We start from the raw sequence: 20111 nt of genomic DNA on the forward strand, positions 1-20111 counted from the left end.
GTACCTACCGTCCACTTCGGAAGCCGGGTGGAGGGCATCCCCCGAAACTCCGCCGCTACCAGGCGGAGGCCCTCCGGACCGGAGGTACGGCAGTCAGGACTGCGATGAGTTTCGGCAATTTCGCGAAGGCGACCGCTGCGGCGGCCATCGTGCTCTCCGGAGCGGTCTCGGCGGCGGCGGTGTCGCCGGGAACGGCGGAAGCCGCCGGTGTCTGGGACCGGCTGGCGAAGTGCGAGTCGGGCGGGAACTGGTCGATCAACACCGGCAACGGCTACTACGGCGGGCTGCAGTTCAGCCGCGCGACGTGGGCCTCCTACGGCGGTGAGCAGTTCCACCGGTACCCGCACCGGGCGACGCGCGAGCAGCAGATCGCCATCGCCGAAGTGCTGCGCGCGGCCAACGGCGGCTTCAGCGCCTGGCCGGCCTGCGCCAGGAAGCTCGGTCTGCCGAGATAGCAAAAGGCCTGTCGGCGTAGCCGTCCGCGCCTTGTAAGCGGCGTCAGCCGCTTGGAGTGGGCACGCAGCTCGCACCGCCGCGGGTTCTGAGTGCTTTCCTGGCGAGGACGGCCCCTCCGCCGTGTATCTGGTCATACATCAGGAGGGGCACCCGCAGTCCGGGGAAGCACTCAGGTTCCGCCACCCGCACCGCCACGCAGACCAGCCACCAACAGAACCTGAGCCGTACGACTCGCCGTGGGTGTGTAGTTCCCACGGTGAGGGGAGGGGAGCCCGGCCCGAGCACGCAGCGCGCTCGGGCCGGACTCGCGTCCGGGGCCCGCCGGAAGGCTGATTCCGCTGCGTTGACACCGGATGCCGGGGCCGTGTGTTACATCACCTCGACCTGCGGGAAATCTGTTCACGAACCGCTTCGGTACCTCCGAACGGGCCAAATTCGGGCGATCTCGCTTACTGATCGTGGTTGGTTGCCCGGCAAACCGGCGTAACGCAGATCACAGGCGAGACCCGGGTGCTTGGCTGCTCCGCTTGATCACGCTAGAGTCTCGGCCTCGTAACCGATGACAACCAGTCATGGGGAACGCCCGTTAGTCTCGCCGGTGTACGTCGGGGAAGCGGGCCGCGGGCAACGACGCCCCGGTCGGCTAGGACGGCAGTTGGCTTGCGGGAGTCGGATACAGACACGAAGCACGAAGGTTGTGCGCCTGCAGGGAACGAGGGAGTTGAGCGACGACATGGTCTCGCCCGACGCATTCCCCGTCCCGCACCAGCGCGACTTCCGCCTTCGGGAGGTAACGACCCTGTGAACGGACGCGGCGAGCCCAGCTATCCCGGTCATCGAACCGAGAACTACTGGGCCGACTCCTTCGACTCTGCGACGGACTGGTTCACCCCGGTCGCGGCGCCCGAGCAGCACACGGCCGTCGGTCTGCTCGACCGGCCCGAGCCGGAGCGCTACCCGGCCGAGGACCACCCGAGCTTCCCGCCGGGTGCCCTGGACATCACCCCGGCGGACATCTACGAGGCGCTCGGCCCGGACGCCGAGGACATGCTCAACACCGCCGAGATCGACGTCGACGAGGTCATCCGGCTGATCAACGCCGAGACCACCGTCCTCCCCCCGCTGGTCATCCCGGACGTGCTCCCGGAGGCCGAGGAGAGCGGCGTCCCGCCGCAGGAGGTCGTCGAGGCGGTCACCGTCTGGAAGCGGCGCTTCCTCAAGGGCGCGGTGGCCGGCGTGCTGCTCACCCTCACCGGCACCGGCGGCGCGGCCGCCGCGATGGACAAGTCGGTGACCGTCGAGATCGACGGCCAAGAGCGCACCATCAACACCTACGAGAGCACCGTCGGCGAGGTCCTGGCCGACGAGGGCATCGACATCGGCCAGCACGACGCGCTCAGCCCGTCGCCGCAGGCCAAGGTCGGCCACGGCGACACCATCACGCTCGACCGCGGCCGCCTGCTGACGCTCAACGTCGACGGCGAGGTCCGCGAGGAGTGGGTCCGCTCGGTCACCGTCGGGCAGGCGCTGCAGCAGCTCGGCGTGCCCACCGACGGCGCGTGGCTCTCCGCCGACCGCGGCATGGCGGTGCCCGCCGACGGCATGGAGCTGGTCATCAAGACCAGCAAGGACATCACCATCATCGACGGCGCCGGTGAGCCGCGGCAGCTGACCACCACCGCCGCCAACATCGACGAGCTGGTCAAGGAGCAGAACCTCCAGCTCGGCGCCGAGGACTCCATCACGCCGGGCGGCGACCAGCGGCTGGTCAGCGGTGCGGAGATCCGCATCGTCCGCACCAGCAGCACGGTGATCAACGTGACGATGCCGGTCGAGCCGCCGGTGCGCGAGATCGTCGACAACACGATGTTCAAGGGCGAGGAGCGGGTCGAGTTCCCGGGCGTCGCCGGCGAGAAGATCGTGACCACCCGCGTGACCACCCGCAACGGCGAAGAGGTCAACCGCGAGACGGTCGGCGAGAAGATCACCAAGGAAGCCCAGGAGAAGGTCGTGCGCGTCGGTGGCAAGCAGCCGCCGACCAGCGGTGTCTGGGACAAGCTGGCGCAGTGCGAGGCCGGCGGCAACTGGTCGATCAACACCGGCAACGGCTACTACGGCGGCCTCCAGTTCAACAAGTCGACGTGGGACGCCTACGGCGGCGACCAGTACGCCCCGTACCCCCACCAGGCCAGCCGCGAGCAGCAGATCGCCGTGGCGGAGAAGGTCCGCGCGGCCCGCGGTGGCGGCTACGGAGCCTGGCCCGGCTGCTCCTCCAAGCTCGGCCTGAACTGACCCTCGGTCGGTTGGCGCGAAAGCTTCGGTAGTCCATGGCCCGTGAGCACTTCGTGGTGCGATAGCCCCACGAAGTGCTCACGGGCTTTTTGGCAGGGCGGACGGTGCCATGACCGGGGCCTTGACCGCGACGTCCTTCACCGGCGGCGCACCTGGTCGGGGGCTCGGGAGGGGCTGCGGGTACGTTTTTCCCGTGGACGACCAGCAGGCTGCGCTGCTCGGCCCGGCCGACGTGCGCCGGCTGGCCGAGGAACTCGACATCCGGCCGACGAAGAAGCTCGGGCAGAACTTCGTGCACGACCCGAACACGGTGCGGCGCATCGTGTCCTCGGCGTCGGTCACCGCGGACGACGTCGTGCTGGAGATCGGGCCCGGCCTGGGCTCGCTGACGCTGGCCCTGCTGCCCGCCGCCGGTGCGGTGACCGCCGTCGAGATCGATCCGGTGCTCGCCGCCCGGCTGCCGCGCACCGCCGCCGAGTTCGCCCCCGGCCTGGCCGACCGGCTCACCGTGATCGAGGCCGATGCGCTGCGGGTCCGCGCCGAGGACTTCCCCGCGCCGCCGACCGCGCTGGTCGCCAACCTGCCCTACAACGTCGCCGTGCCGGTCGTGCTGCACCTGCTCGCCGAGCTGCCGAGCCTGGAGCACGGGCTGGTCATGGTGCAGGCGGAGGTCGCCGACCGGATGTCCGCGCAGCCCGGCAGCCGGGTCTACGGCGTGCCGAGCGTCAAGGCGGCGTGGTACGCCGACGTGCGGCGCGCGGGTCCGGTGCCGCGCAAGGTGTTCTGGCCGGTGCCCAATGTGGACTCCGGGCTGGTGTCGTTCCGGCGCGTCGAGCCGCCGTCGAGCGCGCGGCGCGAGGACGTCTTCCGCGTCGTGGACGCGGCTTTCGCCCAGCGGCGCAAGGCGTTGCGCGGTGCGCTGTCCGGCTGGGCGGGCTCGGCCGCGCGCGCTGAGGAGCTGCTGCGGGCGGCCGGCGTGGACCCGATGACGCGCGGGGAGCAGCTGCGGGTCGCCGACTTCGCGCGCATCGCGGAGCTCGCTGCCGAGGACCGCTGAACCACCCGTACGGGCGCTTGCCAACCGGAGCTGATCCACTACTCGGAGTCACCGCTAACACCCAGTGCGTCGGGAAAATTCCCGCTCGTCCGGGTGTGTGATTTGGCGAACGATTTCGGAAAGTGACGACTATCAACTTGCGCTGGAATCCGCCAGTGGGTTCTACTATTCGGGAAATCCATCCCGAGCGGCCGAGAGACCTGGCTCCCAGACGCCGCAGCAACCACCCGACGGGCAGGTGCTAACGCCAGGACCGATGGAGTAGCTGTGGATTCCAACGCGCTGTTAGCCGGCTCGACCGCGGGGCAGACCCGGACGTTTTCGGCACGGTCATCGCAAAGCCACATCCGGAGGCTGCTGACGCAGCGTCGCGTCATCGACCACGGGCGGCGGACCACCACCGCCTGTCGTCACGAGATGTGACCCAGCCCTTCCTCCCTTTCCGAAGTTCCCTGGCCTGCTGCTCCTGCGCGGAGCGCGGCCGTCGCGAGCTGATGTGGAGCCGATCGTGATCACAGTCGAGAACCTGACCAAGTCCTTCCAGCACAACAACGGCACCGTTCGCGCCCTCGACGGCGTGACCATGGAGGTCCCGGCCGGCGCGGTGTGCGGCGTGGTGGGCCCCAGCGGCGCGGGCAAGTCCACGCTCGCCCGCTGCATCGCCCTGCTGGAGAAGCCGGACGCGGGTGCCATCCGGGTCGACGGCACCGACCTGGTCTCCCTCGACGGCAAGGCCCTGCGCGCCGCACGCCGGCAGATCGGCGTTGTGCCGCAAGGAGATTCGCTGCTGCGGCAGCGCACCGCCGCGGGCAACGTCGCGCTGCCGCTGGAGGCGGCCGGGATGTCCGGCCCGCAGCGCCGCAGCCGCGTCGGCGAGCTGCTCGACCTCGTCGGCCTGACCGACAAGGCCTCGGTCTACCCCGACCAGCTCTCCGGCGGGCAGCGGCAGCGGATCGCGGTCGCGCGGGCGCTGGCCGCCAAGCCGTCGGTGCTGCTGGCCGACGAACCGACTTCCGCGCTGGACCCCAGCACCACCGACTCGGTGCTGACCGTGCTGGACCGCGCTCGCGCCGAACTGGGCGTCACGGTGCTGGTGGTCACCCACGACATGGCCGTGGTGCGCAAGATCGCCGACGACGTCGCGGTGCTCGACGGCGGGCGCGTGGTGGAGCACGGCAAGGTGCTCGACCTGGTCGCCGAGCCCGGCAGCCGGGTCAGCTCGACGCTGCTGCCCGCCACCGACCAGGCCGAGCCGCTGCGCCCGACCGACGGCCGCCACGACGTGGTCGCCGAGGTCGTGCTGGTCGGCTTCGCCGCGGTCGGCGCGCTACTGCCGGAGGCGGCCAGCCGGTTCGGCATCGACCTGGCGATCCTCGGCGGCGGGCTGACCCGCCTCGGCGACACGCCGGTCGCGAAGTTCAAGGTCGGCCTGAGCGGCGAACGCGCCGAGGCCGCGCTGAAGTGGATGGTCGAACGGGACGCGCACGTGCGACGCGCCCCGGTGTGCGTTGACGGAGTTGCTGCGTGAGTGATGTGACCCCCTGGTCGGAGGTCTTCGCAACCCTCGGTGAAGCAACGCTCGGCACGCTCTACATGGTGTTGGTGTCCACCCTGCTGGCAGTGCTCGGAGGCCTGCCGCTCGGTGTCCTGCTGCACTTGAGCTCGCCGGTCGGGCTGAACCCGAAACCCGTGCTGTACCGGGTGCTCGGCGTCGTGGTCGACGTCGTGCGCTCGGTGCCGTTCGTGGTGCTGCTGGTGGTGCTGGCCTCGTTCACCCGGCTGCTGATCGGCACGTCGATCGGCAGCACCGCGGTGATCGTGCCGCTGACCATCGGCGCCATCCCGTTCTTCGCGCGGTTGACGCAGAACGCGTTGCGCGAGGTCAGCTTCACCGTCGTGGAGGCGGCGATCACCACCGGATCCAGCAGGTTGCGGATCGTGTGGACGGTGCTGCTCGGCGAGGCGCGGGCCGCGCTGGTCGGCGCGGTCGGCGTCACCGCGGTGGCGCTGATCGGCTACGCCGCGATGGCGGGCGCGATCGGCGGCGGTGGCCTGGGCACGACCGCGATCCAGGACGGCTACCAGGGCTACGACGACCGGCTGCTCTACGGCTCGGTCGTGGTCCTCGCGGTCCTCGCCTTCGGCATGCAGCTGATCACCGACCTCACGGCCAAGCTGGTCGACCGCCGCCGCACCGCCGCGGGCTGATGCAGGTTTTCCAGACTCGCCTTGCGTGGCGGTGCGGGTGGCGGAACCTCAGCGCCCGCCTGGCTCCGGGATCCCGCTCTTATGTATGACCAATACACGGCGAGCGGGCTGTCCTCGCCAGGCGAACGCTGAGAACCCGCGGCGGTGCAAGCGCCTTAGGTGGGCTAAGCGGCTGCGCCGCTTCAAAGACAAGAACCAAGCTCGACGATCTTCAGAACGTGGGACCCGATTCTTCTTCGTCCGGGACCTCGTTCCCGTTCTGAACGTCCAGAAAGGACATTTCCTGATGCGTTTGCGCTTCGCTGCCCTGGTGGCCGCCGCCGGTCTGGCGCTGACCGCGTGCGGCGGCGGCACGTCCGCCGCCGACGACCCCAACGCCCCGATCCGAGTCGGCGTCAGCCCGACCCCGCACGGCGAGATCCTGGAGTACGTCAAGGACAACCTGGCCGAGCAGGCCGGGATCGGCATCGAGATCGTCAAGTTCGACGACTACAACCGGCCCAACGAGGCGGTGGCGCACGGCGAGCTGGAGGCGAACTTCTTCCAGCACGTCCCGTACCTGGAGGAGTACCGCAAGCAGCGCGGCGGCGACTTCGAGTGGATCGCGCCGGTGCACCTGGAGCCGCTGGCGGCGTACTCCAAGCAGTTCAAGACGCTGCAGGAGGTGCCCAACGGCGCCACCGTGACGCTGTCCAACGACCCGGCGAACCAGTTCCGCGGCCTGAAGCTGCTGGAGCAGGGCGGCCTGATCAAGCTCAAGCCGGAGGCGGCGGTCGGCACCCGGCTGGCGTCGGCGATCGCGGAGAACCCGAAGAACATCGACTTCAAGGACCTCTCGCCGGACCAGCTGCCGCGCTCGGTGGACGACGCCGCCGTCGCGGTGGTCAACGGCAACTACGCGATCAAGGCCAACCTGCAGAACCCGATCGCGGTGGAGAGCGCGGAGAACAACCCGTACGCCAACGGCCTGGTGACCTCGCCCGCGCTGGCCAAGGACCCGCGGATCACCAAGCTGGCCGAGCTGCTGCGCTCCCAGCAGGTGAAGGACTTCATCAACCAGAAGTGGGGCGGCGTGGCCGTCATCCCGGCTTCCTGATCGGCAGCACCTGCGGAGGGCACCCTCCGGGCCACGGCCCGGGCGGTGCCCTCCCGCCGTTCCGGCGTCGGATCCCGGTCTTGACCGTCCTGATCTCGGTCTTTGTCTTTGCCTTGAAGCGGCGAAGCCGCTTAGCCCACCCTCGCAACCGGCACCGCCGCGGGTTCTCAGGCTGTGCCCGCCCAGACCTGGGCTCCTGGCGAGGCCAGTCCCGTTCGCCGTGTATCGGACACACATAAGAACGGGCTCCCGCAGACCAGGCGGCGTCTGAGGTTCCGCTACCTGCACCGCCACGCAAATCGAGCTGAGACAACATCTTGCCCAGGGAAGTCGGCGGTGGAGTGGCGTGGGCACGTACGCTCTAGTTGTGCTCTCCGTGGTTCCTACCCCCATCACCGTTCGCGTCCCGGCCAAGGTGAACCTGCACCTGTCGGTCGGCGACGCCAGACCGGACGGCTACCACGAACTCGTCACCGTCTTCCAGGCGCTGTCGATGACCGACGAGGTGACCGTGCTGGTCGCCGAGGAACCCGGCATCGACGTGCACGGCGAGGGCGCGGACTCGGTGCCCACCGGCGCCAGCAACCTGGCGTGGAAGGCGGTGCAGCTGCTCGCCGAGCACAGCGGTCGCGACCCGGAGGAACCCGGTGTGCGGCTGTCGATCAACAAGGGCATCCCGGTCGCCGGGGGCATGGCCGGGGGCAGCGCGGACGCGGCCGCGACGCTGCTGGCGCTCAACCAGCTGTGGCGGTTGGAGCTGGGGCGCGACGATCTCAGCGAGCTCGGCGCGAAGCTGGGCAGCGACGTCCCGTTCTCGCTGCAGGGCGGTACCGCGCTGGGCACCGGCCGCGGTGAGCGACTGGTCCCGGTGCTGGCCCGGCACACGTTCCACTGGGTGATCGCGCTCGACAGGCGCGGGTTGAGCACGCCCGCCGTCTACACCGAGCTCGACCGGCTGCGGGAGGAGTCCCGGCCGAACCGGGTGGGCGAGGTCGAGCCGCTGCTGGAGGCGCTGGCCTCCGGAGATCCCCGCCAGCTCGCGCTGCTGCTGGGCAACGACCTGCAGGCCGCCGCGGTCTCGCTGCGCCCGGGCCTGCGCCGCACGCTGCGCGCGGGCGTGCAGGCGGGCGCGCTCGCCGGCATCGTCTCGGGCTCCGGCCCGACCTGCGCCTTCCTGTGCACGGACGCCGACGCGGCGGTGCGGGTGGCCGCGGAGCTCTCCGGCGCCGGTGTGTGCCGCACGGTCCGCGTGGCCCACGGCCCGGTGCCGGGCGCCAAGCTCGTGTCCGAAGAACCGGCGCACCGCCCCACCCCGCCCCAGGTCCACGCCTGAGCGGCGCGTCAATTTCGTACGAAATTGACGTTCACCCGGGTGACGGTCAATTTCGTGCGAAATTGACCAGCCCGCCCGGCCTTGATGACGCAACGCAGTTGATGGAGTAGACGAGCACTCGATGGTGAACCTGGTCAATCTCGAATCGGTCCACAAGAGCTACGGCGTGCGCCCGCTGCTGGACGGGGTGTCCCTCGGCGTGTCCGCAGGCGAGCGGATCGGGGTCGTCGGGCTCAACGGCGGCGGCAAGACGACGCTGCTGGAGGTGCTCGCCGGCATCGCCGAACCGGACGAGGGCCGGGTGAGCCAGGCGCGCGACCTGCGGATGGCCGTGGTCACGCAGCGCACCGAGCTCCCCGAGGACGCCACCGTGCGCAACGCCGTCCTCGACCCGCACGGCTTCACCGCCGAGCACGAGTGGGCCGCCGACGCGAAGGTGCGGTCCGTGCTCGGCGGGCTCGGCATGACCAGGCTCGGGCTGGACACCCCGGTCAAGGACTTCTCCGGTGGCGAGCGCCGCCGGGTCGCGCTGGCCGCTGCGCTGGTCCGCGACATCGACCTGCTGGTGCTGGACGAGCCGACGAACCACCTCGACGTCGAAGGCGTGCGCTGGCTGGCCGACCACCTGCTGGAGCGCAGGTGCGCGCTGGTGGTCGTCACCCACGACCGCTGGTTCCTGGACACCGTCTGCAACCGGACCTGGGAGGTCGTCGACGGCCGGGTCGAGCAGTACGAGGGCGGCTACGCGGACTGGATCTTCGCCCGCGCCGAGCGCGCCCGCATCGCGCAGGCCGTCGAGGAGAAGCGGCAGAACCTGGCCCGCAAGGAGCTCGCCTGGTTGCAGCGCGGCGCCAAGGCCCGCACCTCCAAGCCGCGCTACCGGGTGGAGGCGGCCGAGGCGCTGATCTCCGACGTGCCGGAACCGCGCGACTCCGCGGAGCTGGTCGCCTTCGCCAAGCGGCGGCTGGGCAAGACCGTGCTGGAGCTGGAGGACGTCGACCTGCGCATCGCCGACCGCACCCTGCTCGACGGCGTGACCTGGCGGATCGGGCCCGGCGACCGGCTGGGCCTGGTGGGCGTCAACGGCTCCGGGAAGACGACGCTGCTGAAGCTGCTCGCCGGTGAGCGCGAGCCGGACGCGGGCAAGCGCATCGAGGGCAAGACGGTGCGGCTGGCGCACCTCACCCAGGAACTGCACGACCTGCCGGGCGAGTGGCGGGTGCGGGAGGCGATCGAGGACGTCGCCGAGCGGGTCACCCTCGGCAAGTACGAGCTGTCCGCCTCGCAGCTGGGCGAGAAGTTCGGGTTCGGCAAGGGCAGGCAGTGGACGCCGGTCGAGGACCTCTCCGGTGGTGAGCGCCGCAGGCTGCAACTGGCGCGGCTGCTGATGGCCGAGCCGAACGTGCTGGTCCTGGACGAGCCCACCAACGACCTGGACATCGACACCCTGCAGCAGCTGGAAGACCTGCTCGACGGCTGGCCGGGCACGCTGGTGGTCGTCTCGCACGACCGGTACCTGGTGGAGCGGGTGTGCGACAGCGTGCACGCGCTGTTCGGCGACGGTCGGCTGACGCACCTGCCGGGCGGCATCGACGAGTACCTGGCTCGCCGGGAGTCGCTGCTGGCCGCGGAGGACAGCGTCGTCGGCAAGCAGGCCACGGATGCGGCGGAGCCGCGCGGGCTCTCGGGTGCGGAGGAGCACGCGGCGCGCAAGGAGCTCGCGCGCTGCGAGCGGCAGCTCGACAAGCTCGCGCAGCGCGAGCAGGCGCTGCACGAGAAGCTCGCGGAGGCCGCGACGGAGCCGGAGCGGCTGGCGAAGCTGAACGCCGAACTGCTCGGCCTGCACCAGGAGAAGGACGACGTCGAAGCCCGCTGGATGGAGCTCGCCGACCAGCTGGGCTGACAGTCCCGCCTCTCCGCGATTTTCAGTGGTGGTGGCGTTGGGGCGTTGTCTCGCGTTTTCGGGGCTTCTTGTGGCTGGGTTGCGTCACGGTCCCCTGAGGTGCGGTTGGGTGGAACTCGGGACCGCGACGTTGAGGTGGCGATTTCACGCGAAACTGCAGCAGGTGGCGGCCGTGAGGTCGGGTAGACCTGTTTCGGCCCCGCCTCCGCTCGGGTGCCGCTCACGGGCGACGCGCCCGGCCTGCAGGGGCTGGGCGCGTCGAACCTCGTCGATGTGGAGGAACCCGGATGCTCCTATTGTTCGATTCCTACCGTCTGAAAGATTTGCTCTGAGTCCGAAGGCGGCGTGATAGGGGCACGACGACTGCGCGTTGACGTGGTCGGACACCGCGCGGCCCTTGGCCAGGGACGGGATGCAGTCGACCTGCTCGCCGGATCACCAGCAGCTCCGGCAGCGTTCAGCGATGGGGCGCGTCGACGCTGCGGGCTCGTGCGCGTCGACGTCGGAGCCCCGGGTTTTCCGCGCGATATGCAGTTGATCGCGCGGAACGTAAGCTGCGTCACATGAGCCGGTTCGTGGAGACTCTTGTGGCGTCCGCCCAGCGCAACTCCGGGGACGACGGGCGCGGGCTGACCACGGGTGAGCCCGCGGAGCCCTGGTTCCGCACGTGGGGACAGGTGCACGCCGATGCGCTGCGGATCGCCGGGGCGCTCGGCGGGGAGCTCGGGCCCGGTGCCGCCGTCGCGGTCCTGGCCGCAGATCCGGGGCTGATCGCGCCCGCCGTGCAGGCCGTGTGGCTCGGCGGCGGCAGCGTGACGATGCTGCACCAGCCGACTCCCCGGACGGACCTCGCGCACTGGGCCGAGGACACCTTGCGGGTGCTCAAGATGATCGGCGCCCGGCTGGTGCTGCTCGGGCCGCCGTTCGAGCAGCTTTCCGGGCTGCTGGACGAGAATTCGATCGCGCACCGGGATCTGGCCGAGCTCGCCGCCTCCGGTGCCGCGCCGCTGGCCGGGCCGGTCGAGGTGGACGAGGAAGCCACCGCGCTGCTGCAGCTGACCAGCGGCTCCACCGCCGATCCCAAGGCGGTGCGGATCACCCACGGGAACCTGCACGCGAACCTGCTGGCGATGGTCGAGGCCGCCGAGCTCGACGCCGAGCGCGATGTGGCGGTGTCCTGGCTGCCGCTGTTCCACGACATGGGCATGGTCGGGTGCCTGACGGTGCCGATGGCGATCGGCATGTCGGCGGTCAAGGTCACCCCGGCGGACTTCCTGGCCCGCCCGCTGCTGTGGCCCGAGCTGATCACCAAGTACCGCGGCACCGTGACGGCGGCGCCGAACTTCGCCTACGCGATCGTCGGTCGCCGGATGGCCCACGCCGACGACGGCTACTTCGACCTGTCCAGCGTGCGCTTCACGCTCAACGGCGCGGAACCGATCGATCCCGCGGCGGTGCGGACCTTCACCGAGGCGGGCGCCCGCTTCGGGCTGAGCCCGACCAGCATGGTGTGCGCCTTCGGGATGGCCGAGGCGACCCTCGCGGTCTCCTTCGCGCCGCTCGGGCGCGGGCTGGAGGTCGACGTCGTCGACGGCGCAGCGCTGGAGCAGCGACGGGCGGAGCCCGTGCCTCCGGACACCGCGAGGGCGCGGCAGTTCGCGCTGCTCGGCGGGCCGTTGCCGGGGCTGGAGGTCGGCGTGGTGGACGACGAGGGGCGGCCGCTGGGGGAGCGGCAGGTCGGGCGGTTGCGCATCCGCGGTGCGGCCGTGACGCCCGGGTACCTCACCGTCGACGGTCCGCTGTCCACTCAGGACAGCGCTGGGTGGCTGGACACCGGGGACGACGGCTACCTGGTCGACGGGCAGGTGGTGATCTGCGGGCGGCGCAAGGACGTGATCATCATGGGCGGGCGCAACATCTACCCGATCGACATCGAGCGGGCCGCCTGCGAGGTCGAAGGAGTGCGGGCGGGCAACGCCGCCGCGGTCCGGCAGGAGGCCGGGAGCCGTCGCGAGCGGTTCGCGGTGGTGCTGGAGTCCCGCCTGGCGGGCGACGAAGCGGCGGAGAAGGCGCTGCGCAAGGAGGTCGCGGCCCGCGTGGTCGACGCGGTCGGCGTCCGCCCGTCGGCGGTCGTGGTGCTCGCACCTGGCTCGCTGCCGAAGACCCCGTCCGGCAAGCTCCGCCGAGCCGCCACCGCAGCCCTCGTCCCGGAGGCCTGACCACCGGTCCGGTGCTGGCCACGCGCGATTTCCATGGAAATCGCACGGGTTCCCCCGCACCCGGGCATGCCCGGCGGGTCAGTGGAACTGGTTCTGGGCGGCTTCGAGGCCCTTGGTGACCACCGCTTCCACCGCGTCCGCGCAGACGTCGATGAAGTACGCCAGCTCCTTGCGCTCGACGGTCCCGAAGTCCTTGAGCACGTAGTCGGCCGGGTCCATCCGGCCCGGCGGGCGGTCGATGCCGAAGCGCACCCGAACGTAGTCGCGGGTGCCGAGGGACTTGCTGATCGAGCGCAGGCCGTTGTGGCCGTTCTCGCCGCCGCCGCGCTTGAGGCGGATCGTGCCGAACGGCAGGTCCAGCTCGTCGTGGATCACGATCAGCGATTCCGGCGGCACCTTGTAGAACTTCACCGCGCCCGCCACCGGGCCGCCGGAGAGGTTCATGAACGAACGCGGCTTCACCAGCACGGCGCGCGCCCCGCCGAGCCGTCCCTCGACGACCTCGGCGCCGGACTTGTGCGCCTTGAACTTCCCGCCGACCCGGTCGGCGAGCTCGTCGGCGACCAGGAAGCCGATGTTGTGTCGGTTGCCGACGTAGCGCGGGCCCGGGTTGCCGAGACCGGCGATCAGCGAAACCGCATCCGGAGAAGTCACCGTGAGTCTCCTGCTCTACCTGGGTGCGCAGACCATTGTCGCGAACGCGCAGCGCGCTGCCCCACCCGGTGGGACAGCGCGCGGTGCGCCCGACGTCGGAGGCTCAGGCCTCGGCGGACTCGCCCTCGGCCTCGCCCGCGGCGGGCTCCTCGGTCATCGAGGCGGCGGCCTCGGTGACGTTGACGATCAGGGTGCCCGGGTCCGACTGCAGGGCCGAACCGGCCGGCAGCTGGATGTCGGAGGCGTGCAGCTGGGTGCCGACCTCGGCACCCGCGATGGACAGCTCCAGCTGCTCCGGGATGTTCAGGGCCTCGGCCTCGATCTCGACCTCGGTGGTCTCCTGGCTGACCAGGCCGCCGGGGCCGGCGTCGCCGGTGAGCACGACCGGCACCGAGACGGTGACCTTCTCGCCGCGCTTGACCAGCAGCAGGTCGACGTGCTCGATGTAGTTCTTGATCGGGTGGGTGGTGATGGTCTTGGTCAGCGCGAGCTCGCTGTCACCGCCGGTCACGTCGAGCGTGAGGACCGCGTTGTGCCCGTTCTCGCGGATGGCGCGGGCGAACTCCACGGACGGCAGGGACAGGTGCTTCGGGTCGGAGCCGTGGCCGTAGAGGACCGCGGGGATCTTGCCGGCGCGACGGGTGCGGCGGGCCGCACCCTTGCCGAACTCGGTGCGCTGTTCGACGGCGATACGTACCTCGGACACGGTGGTGCACTCCTCATGACGTCGGGCGAACGTGAATTGGTCGCTGGCCTGCGGCGGTGGGGCGCGCTACTGGAGCGAATCGACGCGGTGCCGAAAACACGGCACCCCGGGGTATGAGCGACATCAGTGCGCCAACCGAATTGGTCGGCGGCCACCGTGCCACCGCGCCGATCACGCCGGGCGAACGTCCCGACCTCGCCGAGGCAACCCGAACAGTCTAAACGGTGCTCGCATAGTCGTTTTCGCACGGGTGACCCGGCGGGGGCGCCGGGCTGCGGGACACGCCGCTGAGCTCGATGGTTACCGCCAGGTGCGCGGCGCACTTTGAAGTCACCGGTAACCACTGGTTATCGTCGCTGACCTGGACTTCAGGAGGATTTGATGCGACTGGTTCTGTTCGGCGCCACCGGTTACGCGGGCGGTCGGATCGGTGCGGAAGCGAGGCGGCGCGGGCACGACGTGCTCGGCATCGCGCGCAACGCCGAATCGCTGCCGGAGCCGAAGGCGGCGGGTTCGCTGCACGACGCGGAGTTCGTGCTCGACGTGACGGCCGGGGCGGATGCGGTGGTCGTGGCGATCCCCGGCCGCCCGATGCCCGACGGCACGAAGCTGCTCGACGCGCTGCCCACCCTGTTCGCCGCGGCGCAGCGGCACGGCGCGCGGATCGGCGTGGTCGGCGGCGCGGGCAGCCTGCGGGTTTCCGCGGACGGGCCGCGGGTGATCGACACACCGGAGTTCCCGGCGGAGTTCAAGCCGGAGGCCGGGGCGCACGCCGAGGTGCTGGCGGCGCTGCGCGAGGCGCCGGAGGAGGTGGACTGGTTCTACCTCAGCCCCGCGGGCACGTTCGGCGCCTACGCGCCCGGCGAGCGCACCGGTTCCTACCGGCTCGGCGGGGAGGTGCTGGTGACCGACGCCGACGGGAACTCCTCGATCGGTGGTGACGACTACGCGATCGCGTTCGTCGACGAGCTCGAACAGCCCGCCCACCAGCGGCAGCGCTTCACCGTCGGCTACTGATCAGCCGCGCGCGGTATCGGTGGTGCGCGGTGACGTCACGGTTCGGTCGACTGGACCGGTAATTCCAGGAATTCCGGGTTAACTTCCCCGGCATGTCTGCTGCTGACGTGAACTCCTCGGGTGCCACCGCGCCCGAACCGACCTGGAAGGCCAGGCTCAAGCAGGTCGGTCCCGGCATCATGGCCGCGGCCACCGGTGTCGGGGCCGGAGACCTGGTCGCCACCCTCGTCGCCGGTTCCCGCTTCGGGTACGCCCTGTTCTGGGCGATCGTGCTGGGCACCCTGTTCAAGCTGGCGCTCGGCGAGGCCGTGGGGCGCTGGCACCTGGCCTCCGGGCGCACCATGCTGGCCGGCTGGCGGACCATGGGCCGCTGGGCCGTCGGCTACTTCGGCATCTACACCGTGATCTGGGGCTTCGTCTACGGCGCCACCGCGATGTCGGCCTCGGCGCTGCCGCTGAACGCGCTGTTCCCGGTGCTGCCGGTCAGCGCGTGGGGGATCATCTGCGGTCTGCTCGGGCTGGCGCTGGTCTGGTTCGGCCGCTACGCGCTGCTCGAGAAGATCATGACGGTCCTGGTCGGCATCATGTTCGTGACCGTGGTGGGCACCGCGATCATGGTCGGGCCGAACCTGCTGGAGCTGGGCGCGGGCCTGGTCCCGACGCTGCCGGAGGGGTCGGTCGCCTACGTCCTCGGGCTGATGGGCGGCGTCGGCGGCACGATCACCATGGCCGCCTACGGCTACTGGACCTTCGCCAAGGGCTGGCGGGCCCCGAGCTGGATGCCGTTCATGCGCGCGGACAACGCCGTCGGCTACATCACCACCGGGATCTTCGTGGTCGCGATGCTGGTGGTCGGCGCGGAGATCCTGCTCGGGCACGACCTGACCAGCGGCGACAAGGGCCTGCTCCAGCTGAGCGACACGCTGGCCGCCGATTACGGGCAGTGGGCCCGCATCCCGTTCCTGGTCGGCTTCTTCGCCGTCGCGTTCAGCTCGGTGATCGGCGTGTGGAACGGCGTCAGCCTGCTGTTCGCGGACTGGTGGCGCACCTGGCGGCTGCCCAAGGAGGCGCCGCCGGAGAGCGCGGGCGACTACGACCACAAGGCCGGGATGAACAGCACCGCGTACCGGGTGTACCTGCTGTGGCTGACCTTCCCGCCGATGCTGCTGCTGTTCCTGGGCAAGCCGTTCCAGCTGACCGTGGTCTACGGCGTGCTGGGCGCGCTGTTCATGCCGTTCCTGGCGGGAACCCTGCTGGTGCTGCTGAACTCGAAGACGATGATGCCCGCCGAGCACCGGTCGCGGTGGCTGTCGAACACGATGCTGGTGCTGTGCCTGGCGCTGTTCGTCGGCGTGGCCTTCAACGAACTGGTCGGCATCTTCAGCGAGTGAGCCGTCCCGCGCGGGAATATTTGAAGGTTCACGTTGTTGTCGTGGGATGGGTCCGCCCGCAGGCGGGCCCACCCCCGCGAACCGACCCGTATGGAGAAGCACCATGACCGCAACCGACCAGGCGCAGCTCGTGCTCGCCGCCGAGGCGCAGGACCTGCTGTTCCGCGAGGCCCGCACCGCGAACGCGTTCACCGACGAGCCGGTGTCCGACGAGCAGGTCCAGGCCATCTACGACCTGGTCAAGTGGGCTCCGACGTCGATGAACCAGCAGCCGCTGCGGATCGTGCTGGTGCGTTCCGACGAGGGCAAGCAGCGGCTGCTGCCGCACCTGATGGAGGGCAACCGGGGCAAGTCCGAGAAGGCCCCGCTGGTGGCGCTGCTGGCCGCCGACACCGACTTCCACGAGAACCTGCCGCGCGTCTTCCCGCCGAACCCGAACGCGAAGGACATCTTCGCCGACGACGGCTTCCGCGAGCAGAACGCGAAGCTCAACGCCTCGCTGCAGGTCGCGTACTTCATCCTCGGCGTCCGCGCGGCCGGTCTGGCGGCGGGCCCGATGACCGGCTTCGACCCGGCGGGCATCAACGCGGAGTTCTTCCCGGGCGGCAAGCAGCAGGTCCTGGTCGCGGTCAACATCGGCAAGCCGGCGGCTGAGGGAGCCTGGTTCGACCGCCTCCCGCGCCTCGACTACTCCGAGGTCGTCACCACCGTCTGAGCAGCTCCGTCACCCGGCGTGGTGTCAATTTCGCACGAAATTGACGTTCACCCGGGTGATGGTCAATTTCGTGCGAAATTGACCATCCCGCCCCGTGAGGTGAGGCTGGACATGGAACGGCCCCGGTTCCACCGAGGTGGAGCCGGGGCCGTTTCGTTGGTCCACAACATTCAAGAAATGAACCGCATCCGCGAAGCTCAGCTCGCACCGGCCGGAGGTGGTCGCATGCGCCGCAGGCGCATAACCCGCCCTCGCAACCGGCACCGCCGCGGGTTCTCAGAGGTCGCCTGGCGAGGACAGCCCGTTTGCCGTGTTTGGACATACATAAAAACGGGATCCCGCAGCCAGGCGACCTCTGAGGTTCCGCCACCCGCACCGCTACGCAGAACGAGCCTGGAATTCCCTCAAGACTCAGGCGCGGCCGTCGAAGAGGCTGGTGACGGAGCCGTCCTCGAAGACCTGGTGGATCGCTTCCGCGACGAGCGGGGCGATCGACAGGACCGTGAGGTTCGGGAAGCGGCGCTCCTCCGGGATCGGCAGCGTGTTGGTCAGCACGACCTCCTTCGCGCCGCAGGAGGACAGGCGCTCCACCGCCGGGCCGGACAGCACCGCGTGCGTCGCCGCGATGATCACGTCCTTGGCGCCCGCGGCCAGCAGCTGCTCGGTGGCCTTGGTGATCGTGCCGCCGGTGTCGATCATGTCGTCGACCAGCACGCACAGCCGGCCCTCGACGTCACCGACGACGCGGTTGGTGACCACCTGGTTGGGCTTGCTGGGGTCGCGGGTCTTGTGGATGAACGCCAGCGGCGTGCCACCCAGGTCGTCGGCCCACTTCTCCGCCACCCGGACGCGGCCGGAGTCGGGGGAGACCACCGTGATCTGCTCGTCCGAGTAGGTGTCCCGGATGTAGCTGGCCAGCAGCTTCTGGGCCATCAGGTGGTCTACCGGACCGTCGAAGAAGCCCTGGATCTGGTCGGTGTGCAGGTCGATCGCCATGATGCGGTCGGCACCCGCGGTCTTGAACAGGTCCGCGATCAGGCGCGCCGAGATCGGCTCGCGGCCCTTGTGCTTCTTGTCCTGCCGGGCGTAGCCGTAGAACGGCATGACCACGGTGATGCGCTTGGCGCTGGCCCGCTTGAGCGCGTCCACCATGATCAGCTGTTCCATGATGGCGTCGTTGAGCGGGTTGCAGTGCGACTGGATGACGAAGGCGTCGCAGCCGCGCACCGACTCGTCGTAGCGCACGAAGATCTCGCCGTTGGCGAACTTGTAGGCAGCCTGGGGCGTGACCGTTACGTCGAGCTGCTTGGCCACCTCCTCGGCAAGTTCCGGGTGGCTGCTGCCGGAGAAGAGCTTGAGGCTCTTCTTCGGCGTCGCAGACATGGCACTCACGGTCATCGTCCCTCCCCGTTCGACGTCCGGCGTTGGACGTCTTCCGTCGGATTCGTGGTGGGTTCCTTCGCCAAGGCCTGCTGTGCGGCCTCGTCCGCCGGGGTGCCGGAGCGGCGCCTGGCCACCCAGCCCTCGACGTTGCGTTGCCTGCCGCGGGCGACGGCCATCGCCCCCGGCGGGACATCCTGGGTGATCGTCGAGCCGGCGGCGGTGTAGGCGCCGTCGCCGATCTCGACCGGGGCGACGAAGGTGTTGTCCGCACCGGTGCGGGCGTGCGACCCGATCACCGTGCGGTGCTTGTTCACCCCGTCGTAGTTGACGAAGATCGTGGCCGCGCCGATGTTGGTGCGCTCGCCGATCGTCGCGTCGCCCACGTAGGTCAGGTGCGGCACCTTGGTGCCCGCACCGATCTGGGCGTTCTTGGTCTCCACGAAGGTGCCGATCTTGCCCTTCGCGGCGAGCTCGGTGCCGGGGCGCAGGAACGCGAACGGTCCGACGCTCGCGCCCGGCCCGACCTCGGCGCCCTCGCCGTGGGTGCGCACGACGGACGCGCCGGGGTGCACGGTGCAGCCGGTCAGCGTGGTGTCCGGGCCGATGGTGGCGCCCTCGCCGACGGTCGTCCCGGCGCGCAGCTGCACGCCCGGTTCGATCAGCACGTCGCGGTCCAGCACCACGTCGCAGTCCAGCCACACCGAACCGGGGTCGGTGATCGTGACGCCCGCGCGCATCCAGCGCAGCAGCAGGCGGCGGTTGAGCTCGGCACCGAGCCGGGCCAGCTGCACCCGGTCGTTGACGCCCTCCACCAGCCACTGGTCGGCGCACACCAGCGCGCCCACCCGGCGGCCGTCGCCGCGCGCGATGGCCAGCACGTCGGTCAGGTAGAGCTCGCCCTGGGCGTTGTCGGTGGACAGCCGCTTGAGCGCATCGGTGAGCACCTCGGCGTCGAAGGCGTAGACACCGGAGTTGATCTCGGCGATCTCGGCCTGCTCCGGGGTGGTGTCCTTCTGCTCGACGATCCCGGTGACGCCGCCGTCGGCGTCGCGCAGGATCCGGCCGTAGCCGGTGGGCTCGTCGACCACGGCGGTGAGCACGGTGACCGCGTTGCCCGCGCCGGTGTGCTCGGCGAGCAGCCCGCGCAGCGCTTCGCCGTCGAGCAGCGGCACGTCGCCGTAGCTGACCAGGACGGTGCCGGTGAGCCCGGACGGCAGGGCGCCGAGCCCGCAGGACACCGCGTGCCCGGTGCCCAGCTGCTGCTCCTGGACGGCGGTGCTGATCGGGAGGTCGAGAGCCGCGGCCACGCCGTCGAGGTGCTCGGCGACCGCATCGCGGCCGTGCCCCAGCACGACCACCAGCGAATCGGGTTCGACTCCGGCCGCAGCCCGGACGGCGTGCTCGACAAGCGGTCTGCCCGCGAGCCGGTGCAGCACCTTCGGGGTCGCCGATCGCATCCTGGTGCCCTCGCCCGCGGCGAGCACGATCGTGCTGACCGGGTCCGGATGCGCGTCAGCGCGGCGGGAGGAGGGCGGGGCGGTGTCGCCCTGGAGCATCTGCGCTCTCCCTTATCTCTGTGCGGCTGGAGGTGGCCGGCAAGTGCCTGTTTGCGTCCAAGCGGGTGAAGGGTAACCGGACCGGTACGGCTGCTGGTCCAGTGCCCCTGCGGGACTTCCGGCGG

General features: G+C 70.4%; 15 protein-coding genes, 1 pseudogene and 1 riboswitch. Of the genes and pseudogenes, 12 read left to right on the top strand and 4 right to left on the bottom strand.

Translation table 11 applies throughout. The annotated features are described in order from the left end of the window. Positions 1-209: 209 nt before the first annotated feature. The 9 genes and pseudogenes from OU416_RS28500 to OU416_RS28540 form a co-directional block, all read left to right on the top strand. Positions 210-455, top strand: a pseudogene (locus OU416_RS28500) (transglycosylase family protein); the annotation flags it as partial. An 802-nt stretch (positions 456-1257) separates the two neighbouring features. Next, positions 1258-2748: a resuscitation-promoting factor gene (locus OU416_RS28505; RefSeq protein WP_270930120.1), complete on the top strand. Its 1491-nt coding sequence runs from the start codon at positions 1258-1260 to the stop codon at positions 2746-2748. Between the two features lie 193 nt (positions 2749-2941). Beyond that, a complete protein-coding gene (gene rsmA / locus OU416_RS28510) occupies positions 2942-3805 on the top strand; it encodes a 16S rRNA (adenine(1518)-N(6)/adenine(1519)-N(6))-dimethyltransferase RsmA (protein WP_270930121.1) in 864 nt (287 codons plus the stop codon). A gap of 175 nt (positions 3806-3980) precedes the next feature. Then, a riboswitch (SAM riboswitch) is annotated at positions 3981-4068 on the top strand. Between the two features lie 245 nt (positions 4069-4313). Beyond that, positions 4314-5333: a methionine ABC transporter ATP-binding protein gene (locus tag OU416_RS28515; protein WP_093156006.1), complete on the top strand. Its 1020-nt coding sequence runs from the start codon at positions 4314-4316 to the stop codon at positions 5331-5333. After that, a complete protein-coding gene (locus OU416_RS28520; RefSeq protein ID WP_170210204.1) occupies positions 5330-6013 on the top strand; it encodes an ABC transporter permease subunit in 684 nt (227 codons plus the stop codon). The genes OU416_RS28515 and OU416_RS28520 overlap by 4 nt, the downstream gene beginning before the upstream one ends. A 286-nt stretch (positions 6014-6299) precedes the next feature. Continuing rightward, positions 6300-7109 (top strand): MetQ/NlpA family ABC transporter substrate-binding protein, encoded by an 810-nt coding sequence (locus OU416_RS28525; RefSeq protein WP_270930122.1) that lies wholly within the window; start codon positions 6300-6302, stop codon positions 7107-7109. Positions 7110-7485: 376 nt separating this feature from the next. Continuing rightward, positions 7486-8442: a 4-(cytidine 5'-diphospho)-2-C-methyl-D-erythritol kinase gene (locus OU416_RS28530; RefSeq protein ID WP_270930253.1), complete on the top strand. Its 957-nt coding sequence runs from the start codon at positions 7486-7488 to the stop codon at positions 8440-8442. A gap of 121 nt (positions 8443-8563) precedes the next feature. Continuing rightward, on the top strand, positions 8564-10345 hold the full coding sequence (locus tag OU416_RS28535; RefSeq protein WP_270930123.1) for an ABC-F family ATP-binding cassette domain-containing protein: 1782 nt from the start codon (positions 8564-8566) through the stop codon (positions 10343-10345). Positions 10346-10908: 563 nt separating this feature from the next. Continuing rightward, complete coding sequence (locus OU416_RS28540) at positions 10909-12564, top strand: fatty acyl-AMP ligase (protein WP_270930124.1); 1656 nt, start codon at positions 10909-10911, stop codon at positions 12562-12564. Positions 12565-12642: 78 nt separating this feature from the next. Here OU416_RS28540 and pth read toward each other — a convergent pair whose 3' ends face one another. Then, a complete protein-coding gene (gene pth, locus OU416_RS28545; protein ID WP_270930125.1) occupies positions 12643-13218 on the bottom strand; it encodes an aminoacyl-tRNA hydrolase in 576 nt (191 codons plus the stop codon). 103 nt (positions 13219-13321) lie between these two features. Continuing rightward, positions 13322-13924: a 50S ribosomal protein L25/general stress protein Ctc gene (locus tag OU416_RS28550; RefSeq protein WP_270930126.1), complete on the bottom strand. Its 603-nt coding sequence runs from the start codon at positions 13922-13924 to the stop codon at positions 13322-13324. Positions 13925-14302: 378 nt separating this feature from the next. Between OU416_RS28550 and OU416_RS28555 the strand changes: the two genes are divergently transcribed. The 3 genes from OU416_RS28555 to OU416_RS28565 all read left to right on the top strand — a co-directional run bounded on the left by OU416_RS28555 (position 14303) and on the right by OU416_RS28565 (position 17047). Continuing rightward, on the top strand, positions 14303-14941 hold the full coding sequence (locus tag OU416_RS28555; protein WP_270930127.1) for an NAD(P)-dependent oxidoreductase: 639 nt from the start codon (positions 14303-14305) through the stop codon (positions 14939-14941). Between the two features lie 92 nt (positions 14942-15033). Further along, positions 15034-16332, top strand: coding sequence for an Nramp family divalent metal transporter (locus tag OU416_RS28560; RefSeq protein ID WP_270930128.1), 1299 nt, complete (start codon positions 15034-15036; stop codon positions 16330-16332). Positions 16333-16435: 103 nt separating this feature from the next. Beyond that, positions 16436-17047, top strand: a complete 612-nt coding sequence (locus OU416_RS28565; RefSeq protein ID WP_270930129.1) for a malonic semialdehyde reductase — start codon at positions 16436-16438, stop codon at positions 17045-17047. A gap of 411 nt (positions 17048-17458) precedes the next feature. Here the strand turns inward: OU416_RS28565 and OU416_RS28570 are convergent, their stop codons facing one another. Together OU416_RS28570 and glmU are read right to left on the bottom strand one after the other, a co-directional pair. After that, a complete protein-coding gene (locus OU416_RS28570) occupies positions 17459-18430 on the bottom strand; it encodes a ribose-phosphate diphosphokinase (protein ID WP_270930130.1) in 972 nt (323 codons plus the stop codon). An 11-nt stretch (positions 18431-18441) separates the two neighbouring features. Next, the gene (glmU, locus tag OU416_RS28575; RefSeq protein ID WP_270930131.1) at positions 18442-19986 is read right to left on the bottom strand and encodes a bifunctional UDP-N-acetylglucosamine diphosphorylase/glucosamine-1-phosphate N-acetyltransferase GlmU; all 1545 of its coding nucleotides are present in this window, start codon (positions 19984-19986) and stop codon (positions 18442-18444) included. Between the last annotated feature and the right edge of the window lie 125 nt (positions 19987-20111).

Origin of the sequence: Saccharopolyspora indica (genome assembly GCF_027853965.1) — a bacterium.
Lineage (GTDB): Bacteria > Actinomycetota > Actinomycetes > Mycobacteriales > Pseudonocardiaceae > Saccharopolyspora > Saccharopolyspora indica.

Coding starts and splice junctions, on each gene's coding strand:
- glmU (WP_270930131.1), bottom strand. CDS start 19,986: ATGCTCCAGGGCGACACCGCCCCGCCCTCCTCCCGCCGCGCTGACGCG.
- OU416_RS28570 (WP_270930130.1), bottom strand. CDS start 18,430: ATGTCTGCGACGCCGAAGAAGAGCCTCAAGCTCTTCTCCGGCAGCAGC.
- OU416_RS28565 (WP_270930129.1), top strand. CDS start 16,436: ATGACCGCAACCGACCAGGCGCAGCTCGTGCTCGCCGCCGAGGCGCAG.
- OU416_RS28525 (WP_270930122.1), top strand. CDS start 6,300: ATGCGTTTGCGCTTCGCTGCCCTGGTGGCCGCCGCCGGTCTGGCGCTG.
- OU416_RS28535 (WP_270930123.1), top strand. CDS start 8,564: ATGGTGAACCTGGTCAATCTCGAATCGGTCCACAAGAGCTACGGCGTG.
- OU416_RS28540 (WP_270930124.1), top strand. CDS start 10,909: ATGAGCCGGTTCGTGGAGACTCTTGTGGCGTCCGCCCAGCGCAACTCC.
- OU416_RS28560 (WP_270930128.1), top strand. CDS start 15,034: ATGTCTGCTGCTGACGTGAACTCCTCGGGTGCCACCGCGCCCGAACCG.